Annotated in this window: 17 protein-coding genes, 1 other RNA gene, 1 pseudogene and 1 riboswitch; of the genes and pseudogenes, 11 read left to right on the forward strand and 8 right to left on the reverse strand. The window is 35.7% G+C overall.

Annotation, left to right across the window (positions count from 1 at the left end; genetic code table 11):
- Positions 1-31: 31 nt before the first annotated feature.
- Entirely contained in the window at positions 32-1,021 is a 990-nt protein-coding gene (locus MZO21_RS04055) for a LysR family transcriptional regulator (RefSeq protein ID WP_154773415.1), read from the reverse strand.
- 631 nt (positions 1,022-1,652) lie between these two features.
- Here MZO21_RS04055 and MZO21_RS04060 point away from each other — a divergent pair.
- Positions 1,653-3,254 carry an isocitrate lyase gene (locus tag MZO21_RS04060; protein WP_154773416.1) on the forward strand — a complete coding sequence of 534 codons (1,602 nt, stop codon included), beginning with the start codon at positions 1,653-1,655 and terminating at the stop codon, positions 3,252-3,254.
- 302 nt (positions 3,255-3,556) lie between these two features.
- Positions 3,557-4,147, forward strand: coding sequence for a 1-acyl-sn-glycerol-3-phosphate acyltransferase (locus MZO21_RS04065; protein ID WP_154773417.1), 591 nt, complete (start codon positions 3,557-3,559; stop codon positions 4,145-4,147).
- 62 nt (positions 4,148-4,209) lie between these two features.
- Here the strand turns inward: MZO21_RS04065 and MZO21_RS04070 are convergent, their stop codons facing one another.
- From MZO21_RS04070 to MZO21_RS04080, 3 genes are all read right to left on the reverse strand, one after another.
- Positions 4,210-4,530, reverse strand: a complete 321-nt coding sequence (locus tag MZO21_RS04070) for a hypothetical protein (RefSeq protein WP_154773429.1) — start codon at positions 4,528-4,530, stop codon at positions 4,210-4,212.
- A gap of 121 nt (positions 4,531-4,651) precedes the next feature.
- Entirely contained in the window at positions 4,652-5,353 is a 702-nt protein-coding gene (locus MZO21_RS04075) for a 3-oxoacyl-ACP reductase (RefSeq protein WP_248101798.1), read from the reverse strand.
- Between the two features lie 75 nt (positions 5,354-5,428).
- Positions 5,429-6,561 (reverse strand): IS3-like element ISAba14 family transposase gene (locus MZO21_RS04080; RefSeq protein WP_223155595.1). Its coding sequence is split into 2 segments (ribosomal slippage): positions 5,429-6,309 and positions 6,309-6,561, totalling 1,134 coding nucleotides; the frame shifts between segments, so codons are not numbered across the junction.
- Positions 6,562-7,164: 603 nt separating this feature from the next.
- Between MZO21_RS04080 and MZO21_RS04085 the strand changes: the two are divergent.
- From MZO21_RS04085 to MZO21_RS04095, 3 genes and pseudogenes are all read left to right on the forward strand, one after another.
- Positions 7,165-8,440 (forward strand): annotated as a pseudogene (locus MZO21_RS04085) (Glu/Leu/Phe/Val family dehydrogenase).
- 143 nt (positions 8,441-8,583) lie between these two features.
- A riboswitch (cobalamin riboswitch) is annotated at positions 8,584-8,731 on the forward strand.
- A gap of 325 nt (positions 8,732-9,056) precedes the next feature.
- Entirely contained in the window at positions 9,057-10,193 is a 1,137-nt protein-coding gene (locus tag MZO21_RS04090) for a 5-methyltetrahydropteroyltriglutamate--homocysteine S-methyltransferase (protein ID WP_228273464.1), read from the forward strand.
- A 118-nt stretch (positions 10,194-10,311) separates the two neighbouring features.
- Positions 10,312-11,703 carry a methylenetetrahydrofolate reductase C-terminal domain-containing protein gene (locus MZO21_RS04095; RefSeq protein WP_154773419.1) on the forward strand — a complete coding sequence of 464 codons (1,392 nt, stop codon included), beginning with the start codon at positions 10,312-10,314 and terminating at the stop codon, positions 11,701-11,703.
- Positions 11,704-11,705: 2 nt separating this feature from the next.
- On the opposite strand, the gene MZO21_RS04100 is transcribed toward MZO21_RS04095, so the two are convergent.
- Positions 11,706-12,374 carry an epoxyqueuosine reductase QueH gene (locus MZO21_RS04100; RefSeq protein WP_154773420.1) on the reverse strand — a complete coding sequence of 223 codons (669 nt, stop codon included), beginning with the start codon at positions 12,372-12,374 and terminating at the stop codon, positions 11,706-11,708.
- Between the two features lie 334 nt (positions 12,375-12,708).
- Here MZO21_RS04100 and MZO21_RS04105 point away from each other — a divergent pair, with 334 nt between their 5' ends.
- From MZO21_RS04105 to MZO21_RS04120, 4 genes are all read left to right on the forward strand, one after another.
- Entirely contained in the window at positions 12,709-13,707 is a 999-nt protein-coding gene (locus MZO21_RS04105; protein ID WP_154773421.1) for a putative oxygenase MesX, read from the forward strand.
- A gap of 42 nt (positions 13,708-13,749) precedes the next feature.
- A complete protein-coding gene (locus MZO21_RS04110) occupies positions 13,750-14,778 on the forward strand; it encodes a methionine synthase (protein WP_154773422.1) in 1,029 nt (342 codons plus the stop codon).
- A 100-nt stretch (positions 14,779-14,878) separates the two neighbouring features.
- Positions 14,879-15,373: a flavin reductase gene (locus tag MZO21_RS04115; protein WP_154773423.1), complete on the forward strand. Its 495-nt coding sequence runs from the start codon at positions 14,879-14,881 to the stop codon at positions 15,371-15,373.
- A 66-nt stretch (positions 15,374-15,439) separates the two neighbouring features.
- Positions 15,440-16,240 (forward strand): sulfite exporter TauE/SafE family protein, encoded by an 801-nt coding sequence (locus MZO21_RS04120; RefSeq protein WP_171501344.1) that lies wholly within the window; start codon positions 15,440-15,442, stop codon positions 16,238-16,240.
- A gap of 163 nt (positions 16,241-16,403) precedes the next feature.
- On the opposite strand, the gene ssrS is transcribed toward MZO21_RS04120, so the two are convergent.
- The 3 genes from ssrS to MZO21_RS04135 form a co-directional block, all read right to left on the reverse strand.
- A non-coding RNA gene (gene ssrS / locus MZO21_RS04125) (6S RNA) lies at positions 16,404-16,585 on the reverse strand.
- A gap of 99 nt (positions 16,586-16,684) precedes the next feature.
- On the reverse strand, positions 16,685-16,969 hold the full coding sequence (locus tag MZO21_RS04130; protein WP_154772556.1) for a cell division protein ZapA: 285 nt from the start codon (positions 16,967-16,969) through the stop codon (positions 16,685-16,687).
- A complete protein-coding gene (locus MZO21_RS04135; protein WP_154772557.1) occupies positions 16,970-17,521 on the reverse strand; it encodes a hypothetical protein in 552 nt (183 codons plus the stop codon).
- 64 nt (positions 17,522-17,585) lie between these two features.
- Here MZO21_RS04135 and MZO21_RS04140 point away from each other — a divergent pair, with 64 nt between their 5' ends.
- Positions 17,586-18,215: a UPF0149 family protein gene (locus MZO21_RS04140; RefSeq protein ID WP_248103921.1), complete on the forward strand. Its 630-nt coding sequence runs from the start codon at positions 17,586-17,588 to the stop codon at positions 18,213-18,215.
- A gap of 117 nt (positions 18,216-18,332) precedes the next feature.
- Positions 18,333-19,652: a Xaa-Pro aminopeptidase gene (gene pepP / locus MZO21_RS04145; protein WP_154772559.1), complete on the forward strand. Its 1,320-nt coding sequence runs from the start codon at positions 18,333-18,335 to the stop codon at positions 19,650-19,652.
- Positions 19,653-19,682 lie beyond the last annotated feature (30 nt).

The following is a 19,682-nucleotide window of genomic DNA, read 5'->3' on the forward strand; positions in this document are numbered from 1 at the left end:
TAATAAATAAGAACTTATAAATAAAAAGGAATTAATACGTAGAATTTTGAGTGTTATTTAATAAAAACTCACGATTCTCTTCTTCAATCATTTGGCGTGCAACATACAAAATAAGTTGGCGTAACCAACGATGTGCAGGGTGATGATGAAGTAAAGGACACCATGCCATTTTTAATTCAAATTCAGGAATATAAAAAGGAGGGTCTTTAATTAATAGATTTTGACTGTTCGATTGTAAGCTTGCAATACGCGTAGGTAATGTTGCAATTAAATCTACGTTAGAAGCTAAAAGTGCAGGCATTTGGTAGTGGCGAGTAAATACTGAAATTTTACGCTTTTGACCAATACGCTCTAAAGCTTGATCAATCCAGCCTAAGCCAGCTTGCTTTTCAGGATTCACACCAAAGCCAACACCCATACCTGTTTTAGATACCCAAATATGCTGTGCATCTAAGTAGCTTTTTAAGTTTAAATTGGCAGCAGCTGGGTGCTTTTGATTTAACAAGCAAGAAAAACTATCACGCCAAACTAAAACCTGATGAAAGCTTTGTGGAATTTCATTGAATCTATTAATAGCAAGATCGACTTTACCTTGTTCCATATCTCTGTAAGACACATCACTTGGTGTTAAAAAGTCGAGTACAACATTCGGTGCTTCAGAACGTAAAGCTTTAACTAGGCGGGGAACTAGTGTTGCCTCTGCATAATCTGAAGTCATAATGCGGAATACACGATTCGATGTATAAGGACGGAACTCTGTGCGAGGCTCCAAAATCATCGATAAATCAGATAAAGCATCACGAATACGTGGTTGTAGTTCTAATGCACGTTCTGTTGGGGTCATTCCTTCAGAAGAACGAATGAGAAGCGGATCGTTAAATAAATTGCGTAGTCTGCGTAAAATGTTACTCATTGCAGGTTGGGTTACACCCAATTGTTCTGCCGCACGAGTTACATTTTTTTCACGTAATAGTACATCAAGATAAATAAGAAGATTAAGATCTACCCGCTCTAGATTCATACAGAAAATACCGAAAATAAAATCAAGAAATTATGGTGATTATGCCATAAGGAGTATGATTTGTGTAGAAATATGATGGAAAAAACAACGAATTAGTTATCTTAAAATACTGTATTTATTTAGATTGAATGATTGTTAAGACATGAATTTTCACTGAAAATTTTATTATAAAAGACATTAAAATCAATTAAAGAAAATGAATGGACTTAAAATATAAATTTTTTATAGATAGAAAAACTAATATGTTTAAAAAATATTCAAATAAATATGTGGAAATTGGCGTTTAATGCAAATTTTGTGGTCAAAAAGGTCAATAAAAAATCTAAAAAATAGTATGTCGACTTAAGTCTCATAATTAAAAAATAATCAAAAAAGTTAAAAATTATCCAATTGTTATTTAAATAATTTTAATTAAAAACAATGCTTTATTTAATATTATTTATTTTGGATTACGACTTTGATCTACATATTTTTTAAATAAATAGTGAAGATTCTTGGAGAATATTGGATTAATTTTTTCAGTCAATCTAATCTGTATCCATAGCAACAAAGCGATCGAAAATTAAACAGCCTTAAAGCAAGTTTATTTATCGGTTGAAAAATCCTAAAATTATATACAGGGTAAAATATCATGACTACATACCAAACAGCGATTGATGCAATCCGCGAATTAAAAGCAAAATTCGGCAACACTTGGGCAGACATCAGTCCTGAAGATGCTGCGCGTATGCAATTACAAAACCGTTTCAAAACTGGTTTAGATATTGCTAAATATACAGCTGCGATTATGCGTCGTGATATGGCTGCTTATGATGCTGACTCTAGCAAATACACTCAATCATTAGGTTGCTGGCACGGTTTCATTGCACAACAAAAAATGATTGCGAACAAAAAATACTTCGGTACAACTGAACGTCGCTACATCTACCTTTCAGGTTGGATGGTTGCTGCTCTTCGCTCTGAATTCGGTCCTTTACCTGACCAATCAATGCACGAAAAAACATCTGTTCCTGCATTGATCGAAGAAATCTACACATTCTTACGTCAAGCTGACGCGAAAGAACTAAACGATCTTTTCCGTTCACTTAAAAAAGCTCAAGAAGCTGGTGACACTGCTAAAGCTGCTGAAATCACTGCTCAAATCGATGGTTTCCAAACTCACGTTGTGCCAATTATTGCGGATATCGATGCTGGTTTCGGTAATGAAGAAGCGACTTACTTACTTGCTAAGAAAATGATCGAAGCTGGTGCATGTGCACTTCAAATCGAAAACCAAGTATCTGACGCTAAACAATGTGGTCACCAAGCTGGTAAAGTAACTGTTCCACACGAAGATTTCATCGCTAAAATCCATGCATTACGTTATGCATTCTTAGAAATGGGTCTTGATGATGGTATCATCGTTGCGCGTACTGACTCTGAAGGCGCTGACTTGACTCAAAAAATCCCAGTGGTTAAAGAGCCAGGCGACATCGCTTCTCAATACATCAGCTACTTAGACACAACTGAAATCGACATTTCAGAAGCACAAGAAGACGAAATCTTAATCAAACGTGATGGTAAATTACATCGTCCTAAGCGTTTAGCTTCTGGTTTGTATCAGTTCCGTGAAGGCACTCAAATTGACCGTGTTGTACTTGACTGTGTAACTAGCTTACAAAATGGTGCTGACCTTCTTTGGATCGAAACTGCAACTCCAAACGTTGCTGAAATCGCTCACATGGTTAACCGTGTTAAAGAAACAGTTCCAAATGCGAAACTTGTTTACAACAACTCTCCTTCGTTCAACTGGACTTTAAACTTCCGTCAACAAGCTTACGACCGTTGGGTTGCTGAAGGTAAAGACGTATCTGCTTACGACCGTGCTAAATTAATGAGCGCTGAGTACGATGCAACTGAATTAGCTGCTGAAGCTGATGAAAAAGTACGTACATTCCAAGCAGATGCTGCACGTGAAGCAGGTGTATTCCATCACTTGATCACTCTTCCGACTTACCACACAGCAGCTCTTTCTACTCATGAGCTTGCTCAAGGTTACTTCGGTTCTGAAGGTATGTTAGCTTATGTTGCTGGCGTACAACGTAAAGAAATCCGCGGTGGTATCGCTTGTGTTAAACACCAAGCAATGGCTGGTTCAGACATCGGTGATGATCACAAAGAAATCTTTGCTGGCGACAATGCATTGAAAGCTGGTGATGATGCTAAAAATACAATGAACCAATTTGGTGGTTAATCTACCTAAATGATTCAAAAAAACCCTGCGAAAGCAGGGTTTTTTATTTAGATATTTAAAGTAGTAAGATAGTTCTATTTATTAAATATGAATAGTAGCTAAAAATTACGTTACTAATAAATTAACTTTTAGAATGCTTTAAATAGATATAAATAGATGGTGTAATTTTGTGCAATATTTTTAAAAAATAGTAACTTACAAAAAAATATACAAATATATATTAAGAGGTTAAATGTTAATCAATTTAGGCTTTTTAAAATAAATTAGCTTGATAGAATTCGTAAACATTAATTTACTTGGAAATGCTTGTGTTTGAAAAAGCTGCAGAACAAAGTTTACGAATGATGGGGTGGGAAATTGATAACCATTGGCCTTTAGATTTAGATCAATGTGTCATGATTGCAGCACCACATACCAGTAACTGGGATGCGCTTTATGCACGACTTGCATTAAAAGCATTAGGTGTGAACGTTCGCTTAACAATTAAAGACAGTTATATGAAATTTCCATTTGGTCCATTTGTACGAGCAATGGGTGGAATTGGAATCGATCGTCGTCCGAAAGAAGCTGGGCAAGAACGCTTAAGTATGGTTCAGGTCATGACTGATTTATTTAAAACGCATCCTAAACTTGTGATGTTGGTTACGCCCGAAGCAACGAGAGCAAAACAAGAAAAGTGGAAAACAGGTTTTTATCATGTTGCGCTCAATGCCAATGTTCCTATTGCTTTGGCATATATGGACTATAAAAATAAGAAAACTGGCGTGGGTAAAATTGTGTATCCTACGGGAGATATGGAAAAAGACATGAAAGAAATTATGGATTTTTATGCAAATATTCACGCTAAATTTCCTGAAAATTTCAGTGTGGATCAGCGTTTTATTTCAAATTAATCATTTGCAATAAAACACTCTTGAAAGCAAGTTAAATCAAATGGTCTAACTTGCTTTTTAGTTTATTCACTTTTAGAAATACCACCTAAGCTTTGGCATGCTTCTTTATAAATAACATATTGTTGTTCTACAACTTCATGTAAAGAGATATCAAATAATTTATCTCCTTGTTTGTAGCTTTCTATATATGAACCTGCTTTTTTCTTAGAAGAATAAAGTGATTGTTCATAATAAGAATTAAGAGAACTATGTGGAATTTGAGTGCTTTCAATGTTTGTACATTTAAATTGAATAAATAATGATTCTGCTTTTTTAATATCTTTAGATGTACCCATACAACCTGTAAGAATAAATGTTACAACGACCAAGCTTAGAATTTTCATGTAGCGAATAATAAAGAATAGGGTGCGCATTATTGTATTGGTTTTTTACACCCTAATTCATTTGAAATATACTATTTGGTTAAAAAATGAATATTTGTGACAAAAGACACACAAATCACAATTATCCTTTGACTAAACCACCATCTACAATTAAGTTTTGCCCTGTTACAGCACGTGAATATGGTGATAAAAACATCATAATTGCAGAAGCAAATTCTGCAGGCGTAATGACGCGTTGCAGAGGTGTGGAAGATGCGATTAAATCGAAAACAAAACTTGGTGTAGATTGGCTTGCATCTGTAGTTTGAAGTAAACCACCAGAAAGCATATTAACGTTAATTCCGTATTGCCCTAAATCTTGAGCCGACGTTCTTGTAAATGCGAGTAAGGCAGATTTAGCAACAGTATAATCGTGATAAGGAACAACAGGATTTTGAACAAGGTTAGTACCTATATTCACAATACGACCAAAATTGGCTTGTTTCATATCATTTAGCGCAGCTTGAGTTGTATTTAAAGCAGCAAGTACAGCGCCATCAAATTGTTGAGTCATTATCTCTGCGCTTAGATCTTCAATTTTAGGTCTTAAGTCGCCATTAAATTTAAAATTAACTAATGCATTATTTACAATAGATGTAATTGCACTGCCGAAATGTTCTTTCACTGCCAGAAAAAGTGCTTGAACTTGTTCTTTGTTGGTAACATCTGCTTGATATGCAAAAACTTGTTTTGGATATTTGTTGGCAAGCACATCGGCTTGTTGCTTACTGGTGTGATAATTTACAACAACACGAGCACCTTCAGATATTAAAGATTCTGTAATTGCTAAACCAAGTCAGAGGTGGTCCCACTTGTTTGAACAACTAAAAGCGTATTTATAAGTGATATTCCGCTCTAGTTAAGCCACCTTGTTTTGTTGGGGTAGCTGATCATAGTAAAACTCATTTGGTGTCATTTTGTCTAGACTCGAATGAGGTCGTTTCAAATTATAAAACTCAAAATATGCACTTAATTGCTTTTTCGCATCTGTGACACTGCTATAAGCTTTGAGATACACCTCTTCATATTTAACGCTCCGCCATAATCGTTCAACCATCACATTATCTACCCATCGACCTTTACCATCCATACTGATTTGAATGCCATTTGATTTCAATACATCAATAAATGCATCACTGGTAAACTGGCTGCCTTGGTCTGTATTAAATATTTCAGGTCGACCATATTTTTCAATCGCTTCATTTAAAGCCGAAATACAAAAATCCACCTCCATACTAATCGATACCCTATGCGCAAGTACCTTGCGGCTATGCCAATCAATCACAGCACATAAATAAACAAAGCCTTTTGCCATAGGGATATACGTTATATCCGTAGACCACACTTGATTACTGCGCTGAATAGCCAACCCTTTGAGCAGATATGGATATTTACGGTGAGCTTGATTAGCCTGGCTTAAATTTGGTTTGCAATATAACGCCTGAATACCCATTTTCTTCATTAAAGTACGTGTATGACGTCGTCCTATATGATGTCCTTGACGATTCAACAAATCACGCATCATACGACTGCCTGCAAAAGGATATTGCATATGTAATTCATCAATACATCGCATCAGCTTCAGATCTGATGCACTCACAGGTTTTGGGCGATAGTAATAACAACCACGGGAGACTTTCAGCAGCTTAGCTTGCTTAGATACTGAAATCTGAAGTGAGTCGTCGATTAACTTTTGTGGTTGAAGCGGCCCAGTTTCTTCAACACACCTTCTAAAAAATCAATTTCTAATGCCTGCTCACCGATTTTTGCATGTAGTTTTTTTAGATCGATGGGTGGTTCTGTTGGAGCTTTTGATTGATCGAAAGCTTGCGAGGAAGCTGAGATCAATTGATTTTTCCAGTCAATAATTTGGTTTTGATGAACATCAAACTCAGCACTCAATTCAGCAAGTGTTTTTTCTGCTTTAATCGCAGCAAGTGCTACCTTAGCTTTAAAATCATTTGAATGATTTCTTCTTGGTCTACGTGCCATAAAATACTCCATATATTGATGTTTATAACATCATTTGAGGAGCAGAATATCACTTATAGGAGTTGTTCAAATTTACGGATCCATCTCTGTCCGCGAGCACCACCTGTTACAAGTACAATTTGATCGCAAATATGCATAATAAATCTCAATAATTTTACTTGTGACGAAAGATAGCAATCTTTCAAATAAAGCCAAAGTAAAATTAACTATATGAAGATTATTGTATTTAGTTAAATAAATTATAAATAGATAAAAGTGAAGAACAGCTAATAAAAATAACAAAAGTAACAAATTGTTAAGATAATTGTTGAATTGTACTCAATTGCAGAATATTTATATGCTTTTGCTATACTTCGCGCAACTCGAGGTGCACTAGTTTTGGTTTAAATTATTAAGTATTTTTAAATAGTTGAAGCATTCAAACTTTGATTTGAAAAATCAATTATCAAATTTTGTACAGTGCATGACTGAGATTTGTTACAATCAGTAAATTGCATACTTCGTTGCATATTTAAATACAAAAATAAGTTTAATTAAAACTAATGTTAAGAAATTTAAAGAGTATCTATTAAGGAACTCAATAAATTCATAAAAGGAATATAAATGTCTAATCTCTCATACGCAAATGCAGAATACGGTCCTTGGAAAACATTTTTAGAACAAGTAGATCGTGTTGCGCCATATTTAAGCGAAGACCTTTCAAAATATGTTGATACTTTAAAGCGTCCAAAGCGTGCGTTAATTGTTGATGTGCCAATTATTATGGATGATGGGACGGATCCGTCACTTTGAAGGTTACCGTGTACAACACAACCTTTCACGTGGTCCGGGTAAAGGTGGCATTCGCTATCACCCAGATGTTGAAATTAATGAAGTAATGGCGCTTTCTGCCTGGATGACGATTAAAACTGCTGTTGTTAATTTGCCATTTGGTGGTGCTAAAGGTGGTATCCGCGTTGATCCACGTACATTATCACCACGTGAATTAGAGCGTTTAACACGTCGTTATACAAGTGAAATTAGCCATATTATTGGACCTCAAAAAGATATTCCTGCACCAGATGTTGGTACAAATGCCAATGTAATGGGCTGGATCATGGATACTTATTCATCTGGTCAAGGTCATACAGTAACAGGTGTTGTAACAGGTAAACCTGTTCACCTTGGTGGTTCATTAGGTCGTGTAAAAGCAACAGGTCGTGGCGTGTTTATTACAGGCTACGAAATTGCAAAAAAAATTGGCTTAAGCCTAGATGGTGCGAAAGTATCTGTTCAAGGTTTTGGTAACGTAGGTAGTGAAGCTGCTAACTTATTCAGCGAATACAAATCTAAAATTGTATGTATTCAAGATCATACAGGCACTATTTTTAATGCTGATGGTATCGATTTAGAAGGCTTACATGCGCACGTTGCAGCAACTCAAGGCGTATTAGGCTTTGCAGGTGCAAAACAAATTGATAATGAAGATTTCTGGGATGTTGAAACAGATATTATTATTCCTGCTGCGCTAGAAGGTCAAATTACAATTGAGCGTGCTAAACGTTTAAAAGCTAAAATGATTTTAGAAGGTGCAAACGGTCCAACTTACCCAGAAGCAGATGACATTTTAGTAGGTCGTGACATTGTTGTTGTGCCTGACGTAATTTGTAATGCTGGTGGTGTAACTGTTAGTTACTTTGAATGGGTTCAGGATATGTCTAGCTTCTTCTGGACGGAAGATGAAATTAATGAACGCTTAGATAAGTTAATGATTCAAGCTGTTGCAGATGTATGGAATTGTGCTGCGGATAACAAATGCACAATGCGTACAGCGGCGTACATTTTAGCGTGTGAACGTATTTTACGTGCTCGTAAAGAACGTGGTATTTACCCAGGTTAATTCTGAGTAGTTTAAAAGCCTCCGTATTCGGGGGCTTTTTTATAACTATTGAAAAGTAAATACTAATTAAAATTGTCTTATATTTAATAATATGAAAAATCAGGCAAATAAAGAATAAATTGACAAAGCATCGGCATATATTTAGTCTTTGTCACACTTGAGGTGCTTCTAATTTAGAAGTGAAACTGGGAAGTTAGTACAGAAATGTGAGCTAACGCTGCCCCCGCAACGGTGAATAGAATATTTAAAATATTCTTAAGTCCGGAGACCGGCCTGAAGTAGACCAAAATAATGCGGTGGGCGTTTATAGGGGTTGTCTTAATTTTATTTGAACTTATTCAATTTACTTTTGCGCGCCTATTGCATCTTCTGCATAATCCATTTCAATATCACACGGGGCGTGTGTTTAGGTAAATTATGCTGACATTCCAAAAAATTAATATATTTCCTCCCATAAATTATTTTCCTTATCCGTTCCATAGTTGCAAATAGAATCGCGACCAATTTATCCGTATAAATTTAAGTATCTTTAATTTATATAAAACAGTTTTTCTCTCCCTATATATTTAAATAAATACATTTTTTTGTATTTATTTTAAAATGATGAATTAAAAAAATGATGACAAGTAATACCACTCAAGCGACAAAAAAACAGTATGCAAACAATAAAGCAGAGCATATTGGTAGTTTTTTAAGAGCGCTTAAATTAAAAAAAGCACGTTATGATTTTGCAGATCGTGTGATTTATGAAGAAACTTTACGTCAAGTTGAAAATGCAGAAATTGATAACTTAATTGATATTCAATTGGATTTAGACTGCACCGTAATGACAGATGGTGATTTTCGTCGTGCTTGGTGGCATTTAGATTTTTTAGAGCAGTTTAATGGTATTGAAGGTCATAAAATACGTGACGGTTTAAAGTATAAAGATGCAATTAGTAAGCCTTATGATGTTCGAGTAACTGGCAAAATTTCGTTTAATGAAGATCATACTTGCCTAGCGCATTATCGATATTTGCATGAAGCAATAGATGGCTTTGCAACCGCAAAATTTTGTTTGCCAAGTCCAAATATGATGCTGTACCCATATTTAAGAAATAATCGCACCTATACAGAAAAATTAGATGAATATGCACAAGATTTAGCTTTAAGTTTTAATCAAGCAATCATGGCTTTGTATGCAGAAGGTTGCCGTTATATTCAAATTAATGATCAGTTTTTGGCATATTTATGCGATGAAAATTATCGTGCCAAAGAAATTGAGCAGGGATTGAATCCTGAAGATTTAGCAAAGTTGTGCGTAGAGGTTTTGAATAAAACTTTGCAAGATAAACCTGAAGATTTATTTATTGCGTTGCATATTGACCGTGGGAATTTCAGTTCAAGCTGGCTTTATAGTGGTGGTTATGAATTTTTGGCAGATCATGTTTTTGAAAAACTAACGAATATTGATCGTTACTTATTAGAATTTGATACAGAACGATCAGGTAATTTTGAGCCTTTAGAAAAATTAAAAAACTCACAAGCAGATGTCTTTTTAGGCTTAATTTCAAGTAAAAAAGAAATGCTTGAGACGAGTGATGAAATTATTGAACGTATTAACACTGCGACAAACTTTTTACCTTTAGAGCGCCTAGGATTGTGTTTGCAAAGTGGCTTCGCTTCAATGGAAGAGGGCAATAAAATTTCCTACGATACGCAGTGGAAAAAAATTAAATTAATGAACCGTGTCGCGCAAGAAATATGGGGCTAATTTTGTTATGAGTTTTGTTTCTGATGCTGTCTATTCGGGCAGTGTCAGATGGCGTTTTAACAGAATTAATTTATAATTTGGAACTTTCATCTATTGATGATTGTAAAACTGCCTATTTATGTCACAACTATCTTCCTATTTTCAGCAAAATCAATTTTGTGTACTCGTGGAATACCTCACGTCATTAACAGAGGTTTTTCCAACTAAAACTGTATTTGCAGGATATCCGGCTGTAATGACATTAGCAGATCGAGTGCATTCAGATCATGATATTTTGCCATTAGAAGCGAGTGAAAACTATTCAAACTCAGTTGAAAAAGTGATTCATTTTTCAGGCAAAGGTCGAGATATTAAAGACTTTGAATTGTTTTTAAAGCAAGCGAAAACAGCACATATAAAAAATCTATTATTGCTTACGGGCGATAAATTAAAAGAACATGAAGATGGTAAAAATGGCGCTTTACGAAGCCGTTATTTAGAATCTGTAAATGCAGTGATGGCAGCCAAAAAGCAAGGTGATTTCAATATTGGCGTTGCATTTAATCCTTTTAAATATGCAGAAGCCGAGCGCGATGCACAATATTTGAAATTACATAAAAAAATAAAAGCAGGTGCAGATTTCATTATTACCCAATTGGGATATGACATTGCAGCATTAAAACAGGCGCAATTATTTTTAAAGAAATATGATTATTCACAAAAAATACTTGCTTGTGTAATGCCACTCAATTTGGCACGTGCGAAGTTTATGGTAAAGCATAAAGTTGCAGGTATTGTTATTAGTCCGCACATGCTGAAAGTTTTAGAGCACGAGAAGCAACAAGGATTATCGAATAATGCTCATATGCGCTGCGCTTTACAAATTTTGATTTGTAAAAAAATAGGTTTTGCTGGTGTGCATTTATCTGCATGTCATAAGCCAGAAGAGCAAATATTGCTTGAACAATATATTGATGAATATCGTGATTTAGAGTTGTCTGAACTTGAATTACTTTGGAATGAACTTTGGCAAATAAAAACAGGTGATGAATTTAAACCTGAATTAGCTTACTTTTCACGTGCTGTGACATCTTCCGAAAGAATCAAATATCAACAATTACATTTAATGCATGCTGCTTTGTTCGAATCTAAAGTTGCCAAAGGATTTGGACGTTTTGTGTTTGATGCACCACTTTGGAAAAGTAGAACTGCAACCAAGGCTTTAATGAAAACAGAGTTTTTAACAAAGCATGGTGTAGTGGGCTGTGAAAGTTGTGGGCAGTGCAGACTAGGCGATACTTTATATATTTGCCCTGAAACTTGTCCTAAAGGTTTGGCGAATGGACCTTGTGGTGGAACGAGTTTAGATAGATGTGAATTTGGTGATAGAGAGTGCATTCATTCTGTAAAGGCTCGATTAGCACAAGCAGTTGGGCAAACTAATATTTTAAAAGAGAAACTGATTCCAACAGTTGCTATTGAAGTTCGTGGAACCAGTTCTTGGAAAAATTGGTATGTAAATGGAAGCTAAATTTATTGCTCATCATCCATAGCATTTGAATAAAATTTAACGCCAAGTTTTATTCGGTCACGACCTTGGCTTTTACGCCAACGGTTGGTATCTCGAAGTGAATATACGCAACCACAATATTCTTGTTGATAGAATTCTTCTTTCTTACTAATTTCTAGCATACGTACAGCGCCACCGTGTTTACGCCAGTTATAATCCCAGTAGCGAATGCCTTCATAATGTGAAGCGGAACGATGTCCACAATCATTAATTTGCTGCATATTTTTCCAGCGTGAAATACCTAATGAGCTGCTAATTAAGCTAAAGCCATTTTCAGCTGCATATAATGCGGTACGTTCAAAGCGCATATCAAAACACATGGTGCACCGAATACCTTTTTCAGGTTCATTTTCCATGCCTTTAGCACGTTCAAACCAATTGTCTGTGTCGTAGTCACAATCAATAAATGGAATGTTATGTTTTTGCGCAAAGCGAATATTTTCTTCTTTACGAATTTCATATTCTTTAACAGGATGAATATTGGGATTGTAGAAAAATATTGAAAAATCTATACCAGATTCTATTAATGTTTCCATTACTTCACCCGAGCACGGAGCACAACATGAATGAAGTAAAAGTTTGTCATGACCTGTAGGAAGGCTTAGTTTTTGTCGTTCAAGCTTGTTAGACATAATCATAAAATTTATAAAAACAACGTATATTTTAGGACTATGAACGAGTGTAAAACCTGTGAATATGCTGATATTTTCTAAGTTTAAAATGAAGCAAATTCATGATTGTTGATAATGATTGTTTCTTTTGAATAAATGACAATTAGTTTTCTACTTTATTTGAATGTTTGCTGAAAATATTGTTAGATTGAAATTTTTCTCATGCTTAAAAATAGCGAACATGAATATCTCTCATGTTTTGTTGAATTTATATCGTTTTACTCATGTTTTGAATCAAGCTTAAATACACCCATACAGAAATTTAGCTTTTTATAAAAATTTAGGGTGTATCTCCATGAGTAATAAGTTTGAATGTTCAATTAAGCGTATTCGTTTTGATGAGAACTACGAGCCAGCAAACAATACGCGTTTAACCACGAACTTTGCCAATTTGGCGCGTGGTGAAAGCCGTGAGGAAAACCTTCGTCGCACAATTGCAATGATCAACAACCGCTTTAATTCTTTAGCAAGTGTAGATAATCCTAAAGCAGACCGTTATTCACTTGAAATTGATATTATTTCTGCGGAAATTGACATTGAAGGTAATGGCAAAACTTTCCCATTTATTGAAATGCTCAAAAGCACAATTACAGATCATAAAACCAATGAACGCATTGAAGGCATGATTGGTAATAGCTTTTCATCTTACGTACGTGATTATGACTTTAGCGTTGTATTGCCTCAATTAGGCTGTGGCGTAGGTGAAAAACCTGAAGACTTTGGTGATTTACATGGCAAGCTTTATCAGCATTTAGTGAATTCTGAAGTATTTAAAGCTGAATTTAGCAAACAACCTGTAATTTGTTTAAGTGTTTCAACATCTAAAACGTATTTCCGTACTGCAAATGTGCATCCTGTGTTAGGTGTTGAATACACAAATGATGAATATTCACGAACAGATGAATACTTTGCAAAAATGGGCTTACGTGTACGTTACTTCAAGCCAGAAAATGGTAATGCACCTTTAGCATTCTACTTTGCTGGTGATTTATTACGTGATTACACAGATTTCGAATTAATTAGTGCAATTAGCACAATGGAAAGTTTCCAAAAAATTTATCGTCCAGAAATTTATAACACTAACTCTGCTGCAGGATTGGTTTATCAGCCAAGCTTAAACTACCAAGATTATTCATTAACACGAATTGTTTATGACCGTGTTGAACGTGGTCAATTGGCAGTAAAACAAGGGAAGTGGACAGAAGAAAACTTCATTAAGCCTTATCAAGAAATTCTTGAAAAATGGGCTGCGAATTTTACTGTAAATAACACGAATCAAAGCGAAGCCGCTTAATTTACCAAATATTGACTGAACACGAATATAGAAGATTTTTAAATGGCAATTTTATTACCAACATCAACAGCGGGCAGCTTACCAAAACCATCTTGGCTTGCAGAACCAGAGAAACTTTGGTCGCCTTGGAAATTAGAAGGCGAGCAATTGCTCGAAGCGAAACAAGATGCTTTGCGCTTGTCATTACAAGAACAAGTGCATGCAGGCATTAATATTGTGAGCGATGGTGAGCAGACTCGTCAGCATTTCGTGACCACATTTATTGAGCATTTAGATGGTGTGGATTTTCAAAAGCGCGAAACAGTTCGAATTCGTAATCGTTATGATGCAAGTGTGCCGTCTGTTGTGGGTGCTGTATCTCGTCAAAAGCCTGTATTTGTTGAAGATGCTAAGTTTTTACGTAGCCAAACAGATCAACCGATTAAATGGGCGCTCCCTGGTCCAATGACTATGATTGATACTTTGTACGATGGTCATTATAAAAGTCGTGAGAAGCTGGCTTGGGAGTTTGCAAAAATTTTAAACCAAGAAGCGCGTGAACTTGAAGCGGCAGGTGTAGATATCATTCAGTTCGATGAGCCAGCATTTAACGTATTCTTTGATGAAGTAAATGATTGGGGTGTTGCTACTTTAGAGCGTGCGCTAGAAGGTCTTAAATGTGAAACTGCGGTTCATATTTGCTATGGCTACGGTATTAAAGCAAATACAGATTGGAAAAAGACTTTAGGTTCAGAGTGGCGTCAATATGAAGAGGCTTTTCCTAAGCTTCAACAGTCTAAAATTGATATCATCTCACTCGAATGTCAAAACTCACGTGTACCGATGGATTTAATTGAATTAATTCGCGGTAAAAAAGTGATGGTGGGTGCAATTGATGTTGCAACAAACCAAGTTGAAACACCTGAAGAGGTTGCAAATACACTTCGTAAAGCACTTCAATTTGTAGATGCAGATAAACTGTACCCATCAACAAACTGTGGTATGGCACCATTAGCGCGTGAAGTTGCACGTGGCAAATTAAATGCTTTAAGTGCAGGCGCAGAAATTATTCGCAAAGAATTAACAGCTTAATTCTGGCGGATCTCAAGAGGCATAAAGGTGGTTTGTTCTTTAACTAAAAACACCTTTATGTCATCTAGAGATAAGTGATCGTAAATTTAGGATAGTAGAGATGATTGAAGCAACAGACTTTAGAAATGCAATGTCTTTGTTAACAACTGCGGTGAATGTGGTGACAACAGAAGGTGCATCGGGTCTTCATGGTTTTACTGCTTCTGCGGTATGTAGCGTTACAGATACACCACCGACATTATTGGTTTGTATGAATCAAGCATCTCGTTCGCATGCACATTTTATTGAAAATAAAACGTTGTGTGTCAATGTTCTAGGTACACAGCACGAACAAATTTCTAATGCATTTGCATCAAGTAAATTAAGTTCGGAAGATCGCTTTAAGTTAGGTGCATGGACAACATTGGAAACAAGTTCACCTGTTTTAGAAGATGCTTTGGTTAGCTTCGATTGTGAGATTGAACAAATTCAAGAAGTTGGAACACATAGCGTTTTTATGTGTCGTGTTGTTGCAATTAAACAAAGTCAGCAAGATGAAAGTTTGGTTTATTTTAATCGGGCTTATCATCAAGTTGGTCAACTCGAAACCGCTTAAATTTGTAGATGCATAATCATCTACAAAATCATTAAAACTCATCTTAAATCGTGAAGTTATTATTTCGTGGAACTTATTATTTTCTTAGCCATTGGTGCGCTTGCAGGATTTGCAGCAGGACTTTTTGGTGTTGGTGGTGGAACGATTATCGTACCGTTGTTATTTATTGTTTTTACCCAAATGGACTATAGCCCTGATGTTATTATGCATTTGGCTTTAGGAACATCGTTAGCGACTATTGTGGTCACATCTATTAGTTCGTTAATGGCGCATCATAAAAATGGTGCAGTGATTTGGCCTGTATTTAAAAATCTTGCTCTTCCAATGGCAATAGGCTGTTTTTTTGGAGCAGGACTTGCAGGTTGGCTTTCAGGAATTCATCTTCAACTAATTGTAGGCGTGTTTCTAATTTGGGTTGCATATACCATGTTTGTAGGTGCTAAAAAGGTAGTGGATTCCACAAATACATTACCTTCATCGGCTAAGCAAGTTATGGCGGGTTCGGTGATTGGTGGTGCTTCTGCAATATTTGGTATTGGTGGTGGTAGTTTAACTGTGCCTTATTTAACTCGTTATGGTGTGGTTATGCAAAAAGCAGTAGGCACATCTGCTGCATGTGGTTTACCCATTGCGATTGCAGGCGCATTAGGCTTTATGATTTTTGGTATGAATCAGCAAGTAAATATTCCTAACACCATTGGCTTTGTACATATCTATGCCTTTTTCGGCATTAGTGTTATGAGCTTCTTTACTGCCAAATTAGGTGCGAAAGTAGCACATGCATTATCGCCACAAATACTCAAAAAATGCTTTGCTGTATTATTGGTGATTGTTGGAACTTTCTTTTTGGTTAAAGGTTTAATTTAAAGTAGATAGTCATTATTTTAAAAAATTAAAGCTCACGAAATGTGGGCTTTTTTATATTTAATAAAAAATAGACGTATAACAATAATTTAAATTTGGAATGAATTTAGGAATTTTAAAATGAAGGGAAATTAATTGATATGGAAATTTAGAATAATTATAAAAATAAGGCTCCGAAAATGCCGCTGCATGTCGTTACCCTGAACCCGATGAGTTCAAGGTGGACAAGGCCATATACTTGCTGGGTTTCCTACACAAGGCAGGCATACACTCTAAATATATAGACCGTATCCGGAGATATAAGTATCGGCAGGGATATAGACTCACTGGCGAACATCTCAGAGTAAATCCATTATAACGAATAAAGCCCGCTGATTAAACTAAACGGGCTTTATTCATGTAAACATACGTTTCAATTGCATAGTCTTTATGCAATAAATCTATTTATTAAGAAAATTCTTTAACATCTTCTAAAATAGTCGAAAGTAAACGTTCGCAATGTTCATATTCTTGAATAGATTTATTCATTGCTAAAACTTCTTGCATGAGTTCCAAAGCAACCATAATGGTGAGTTTACTTGGTTCCATACGTGGAGCTTTACGACGAAAATCATTATATTTTTCATTCAATAAATCAGCAGCACGTTCTAAATCAGCTTGTTGATCACTTGTCGTTGCTAAACGAAAACTATGACCTAAAACTTTAAGATCGATAGGAATTTGCTCGCTCATTTATGCTTCCTCGCTTGCATCGGACGGGTGGGCAAGTTGCTGAATTTCTTGTGCGTGTTGATCTTGCGCTGTACCTAAAATAGAAAGACGTTGAATAATGGCTTCTACTTTCGCTTTTGCATGTTCATTTTTTTGTAATAAACGATCACGTTCATTTTTCAAAGCTTGAATTTCTTGATTTGAATGACGTTGCTCATTTTGCAATTTCTCTTTCACAACACGTAATTCATTACGCTCAGCAAGAATTTCTTGAAAACGATTTTTTAAATCTGTGCAGCTTTTTTCCAAACGGCTATAACGATCTGCAAGCGTTATTGCATCATCATTCAACTGTTTTAATTGCGTTTGAGAAGAGCTTAATTGATCTGTAAGACTTTTTATCTCTTCTTCTTTGCTGTTTATAGTTTCATTTTTTTGCTCAATTTGAGCCTGATGCTGTTGATTCGAAGTTAACTGAGCTTCAGATAAAGTCTGATTTTCAGATTCAAATTCAGCAAGTCGTGTTTTAAGAACACGAACATGCGCTTGTAGACGCTGTAATTCTTCTAACATATCGTAGTCGCACAGTGTTGCAAACAAAGGTAATATATAAGAAGTATAGAGATTGGATAAACGAATGCAAGACGATATTTCAGGTTGGTCAGATTGGGACCTCAATTTTAAGGGTATTGAAGAGATTTCTAGCCCAACTGAGTTACACGGTTTATTGACAGGAATTGTGTGTATTACACAAGCACCTACACGTGAAGAGTGGATTAAAATTCTTGAAACTTTAGAAGTTCCAGAGCTTAGTCCTGAAGCTTTAGAGTTACTTGAAACTGAAGGTGAAGATGTTTCGCATGCTTTATCTGAAGATGAACTCGACTATTTACCAATGCTACCAGATGATGAACATGCATTATCTGAGCGTGTGCAAGCTTTAGCAGACTGGTGTGCGGGCGTTGTACTCGGTTTTGGCTTGGCATCTGGGCATATTCGTACAGATGAACAAGAACTTATTGAAAACCTTCAAGACGTTGCTGCTGTTGAGTTTGAAGATTCAGACGACGATGATGAAGGTGAAGAAAGCTACCAAGAGTTATACGAATTTGTGCGTTTAATTCCTGTAAGTTTAGCAATGGGTCGTAAAAAAGTTGCAATTGATGAAACACCATTATTGCAAAACTTTCCTGCTAAAAAATCACAAGCGAAAGCAGCAGATATTACAAATGCAGTTGAAATGTTTACGCCAAATCGTCCTAGTTAATTTAGTAAGTTTTTAATGTATTTTGTTGCATGATTATTCATATTTTTAGCACTATTTAAAGTGTGAATTTAATTGCAACAAAATATATCAACAATTCAAAAAAAGAAGTGACTGTAAATGAAGAAATTGACTCAAGAACACTTTCAAGAGCGTCGTGACATTCTTGCAGGTGAAATGGGGTTGCGAAGTATTGCGATTATTGCAACAAGTCCCGTTGCTATGCGTAATAACGATGCCGATTATAAATACCGAGCAGACAGCAGTTTCTTTTATTTAACAGGTTTTGCTGAACCTGAAGCTGTTGCAGTTATTGAAACTTTTGATACAGAAGAAGAGGGTTATTGTTATAGCCTTTTTTGTCGCGAACGAAACCGTGAAATGGAAATTTGGAACGGTTACCGCGCAGGTATAGATGGCGCAATAGAAAATTATGAAGCAGATGAAGCTTTTGCTATTGAAAGCTTAGATGAAGAAATTATTGGAAAACTAACAGATAAAGATAAAGTTTTTTACCGTATAGGACACGATGCAGACTTTGATATTCGTGTTGCAAAATGGGTTAAAAAAGCTGAAGAACAACAGCGCGGTGGTTTTAATACACCTGCACGTTTAATTCAGTTAAACCGAATTGTTGATGAAATGCGCTTGCATAAATCTGCCGATGAAATTGAGCTAATGCAAATTGCATCAGACATTAGCGCAGAAGCACATACACGTGCTATGAAAGCCGTTAAACCCGGCATGATGGAATATGCTTTAGAAGCAGAATTAAATTATGTATTTGGTAAAAATGGTTGCGTACCTGCATATAACAGCATAGTTGGTGGCGGTGAAAATGCATGTATTTTGCATTATGTAGAAAATGATCAAGAACTCAAAGATGGTGATTTAGTGTTGATTGATGCGGCATGTGAATATCAACTTTATGCATCTGACATTACACGTACTTTTCCTGTAAATGGTAAATTTAGTCCAGAACAAAAAGCTTTATATAATATTATTTTAGATTCGCAAATTGCTGCAATTGATGCAGTCAGAATTGGTAATTCATATAAAGAGCCACACAATGTTGCGGTAAAAATATTGGTTCAAGGTTTACTTGATTTGGGCATTATGCAAGGCGATTTAGAACAAATTATTGCAAGTGAAAGTTATCGTCAGTTTTATATGCATGGAACAGGGCATTGGTTAGGCATGGATGTGCATGATGTTGGTTCATATAAAATGAATAGTCACTGGCGTAATTATGCCGAAGGTATGGTGGTTACGATTGAACCTGGTCTTTATATTGCCCCTGATGATTCAACTGTAGATGAAAAATGGCGTGGCATTGGTATTCGTATTGAAGATGATGTTGTGGTAACCAAAAATGGTCCACTCGTTTTAACAAAGAATGTGGTGAAGACTGTAGAAGAAATAGAAGCTTTGATGGCGTGATATTTGTTATTCCCAAGTAGAAATGTCCTA

Origin of the sequence: Acinetobacter portensis (genome assembly GCF_023158935.1) — a bacterium.
Taxonomy (GTDB): Bacteria; Pseudomonadota; Gammaproteobacteria; order Pseudomonadales; family Moraxellaceae; genus Acinetobacter; species Acinetobacter faecalis.

Excerpts from the sequence above, each read along its gene's own strand:
- MZO21_RS04140 (WP_248103921.1), top strand. The coding sequence starts at position 17,586 with ATGCAAGACGATATTTCAGGTTGGTCAGATTGGGACCTCAATTTTAAG.
- MZO21_RS04090 (WP_228273464.1), top strand. The coding sequence starts at position 9,057 with ATGATGACAAGTAATACCACTCAAGCGACAAAAAAACAGTATGCAAAC.
- MZO21_RS04135 (WP_154772557.1), bottom strand. The coding sequence starts at position 17,521 with ATGTTAGAAGAATTACAGCGTCTACAAGCGCATGTTCGTGTTCTTAAA.
- MZO21_RS04070 (WP_154773429.1), bottom strand. The coding sequence starts at position 4,530 with ATGAAAATTCTAAGCTTGGTCGTTGTAACATTTATTCTTACAGGTTGT.
- MZO21_RS04115 (WP_154773423.1), top strand. The coding sequence starts at position 14,879 with ATGATTGAAGCAACAGACTTTAGAAATGCAATGTCTTTGTTAACAACT.
- MZO21_RS04100 (WP_154773420.1), bottom strand. The coding sequence starts at position 12,374 with ATGTCTAACAAGCTTGAACGACAAAAACTAAGCCTTCCTACAGGTCAT.
- MZO21_RS04065 (WP_154773417.1), top strand. The coding sequence starts at position 3,557 with ATGCTTGTGTTTGAAAAAGCTGCAGAACAAAGTTTACGAATGATGGGG.
- MZO21_RS04060 (WP_154773416.1), top strand. The coding sequence starts at position 1,653 with ATGACTACATACCAAACAGCGATTGATGCAATCCGCGAATTAAAAGCA.
- MZO21_RS04110 (WP_154773422.1), top strand. The coding sequence starts at position 13,750 with ATGGCAATTTTATTACCAACATCAACAGCGGGCAGCTTACCAAAACCA.
- pepP (WP_154772559.1), top strand. The coding sequence starts at position 18,333 with ATGAAGAAATTGACTCAAGAACACTTTCAAGAGCGTCGTGACATTCTT.
- MZO21_RS04055 (WP_154773415.1), bottom strand. The coding sequence starts at position 1,021 with ATGAATCTAGAGCGGGTAGATCTTAATCTTCTTATTTATCTTGATGTA.
- MZO21_RS04105 (WP_154773421.1), top strand. The coding sequence starts at position 12,709 with ATGAGTAATAAGTTTGAATGTTCAATTAAGCGTATTCGTTTTGATGAG.
- MZO21_RS04130 (WP_154772556.1), bottom strand. The coding sequence starts at position 16,969 with ATGAGCGAGCAAATTCCTATCGATCTTAAAGTTTTAGGTCATAGTTTT.
- MZO21_RS04095 (WP_154773419.1), top strand. The coding sequence starts at position 10,312 with ATGTCACAACTATCTTCCTATTTTCAGCAAAATCAATTTTGTGTACTC.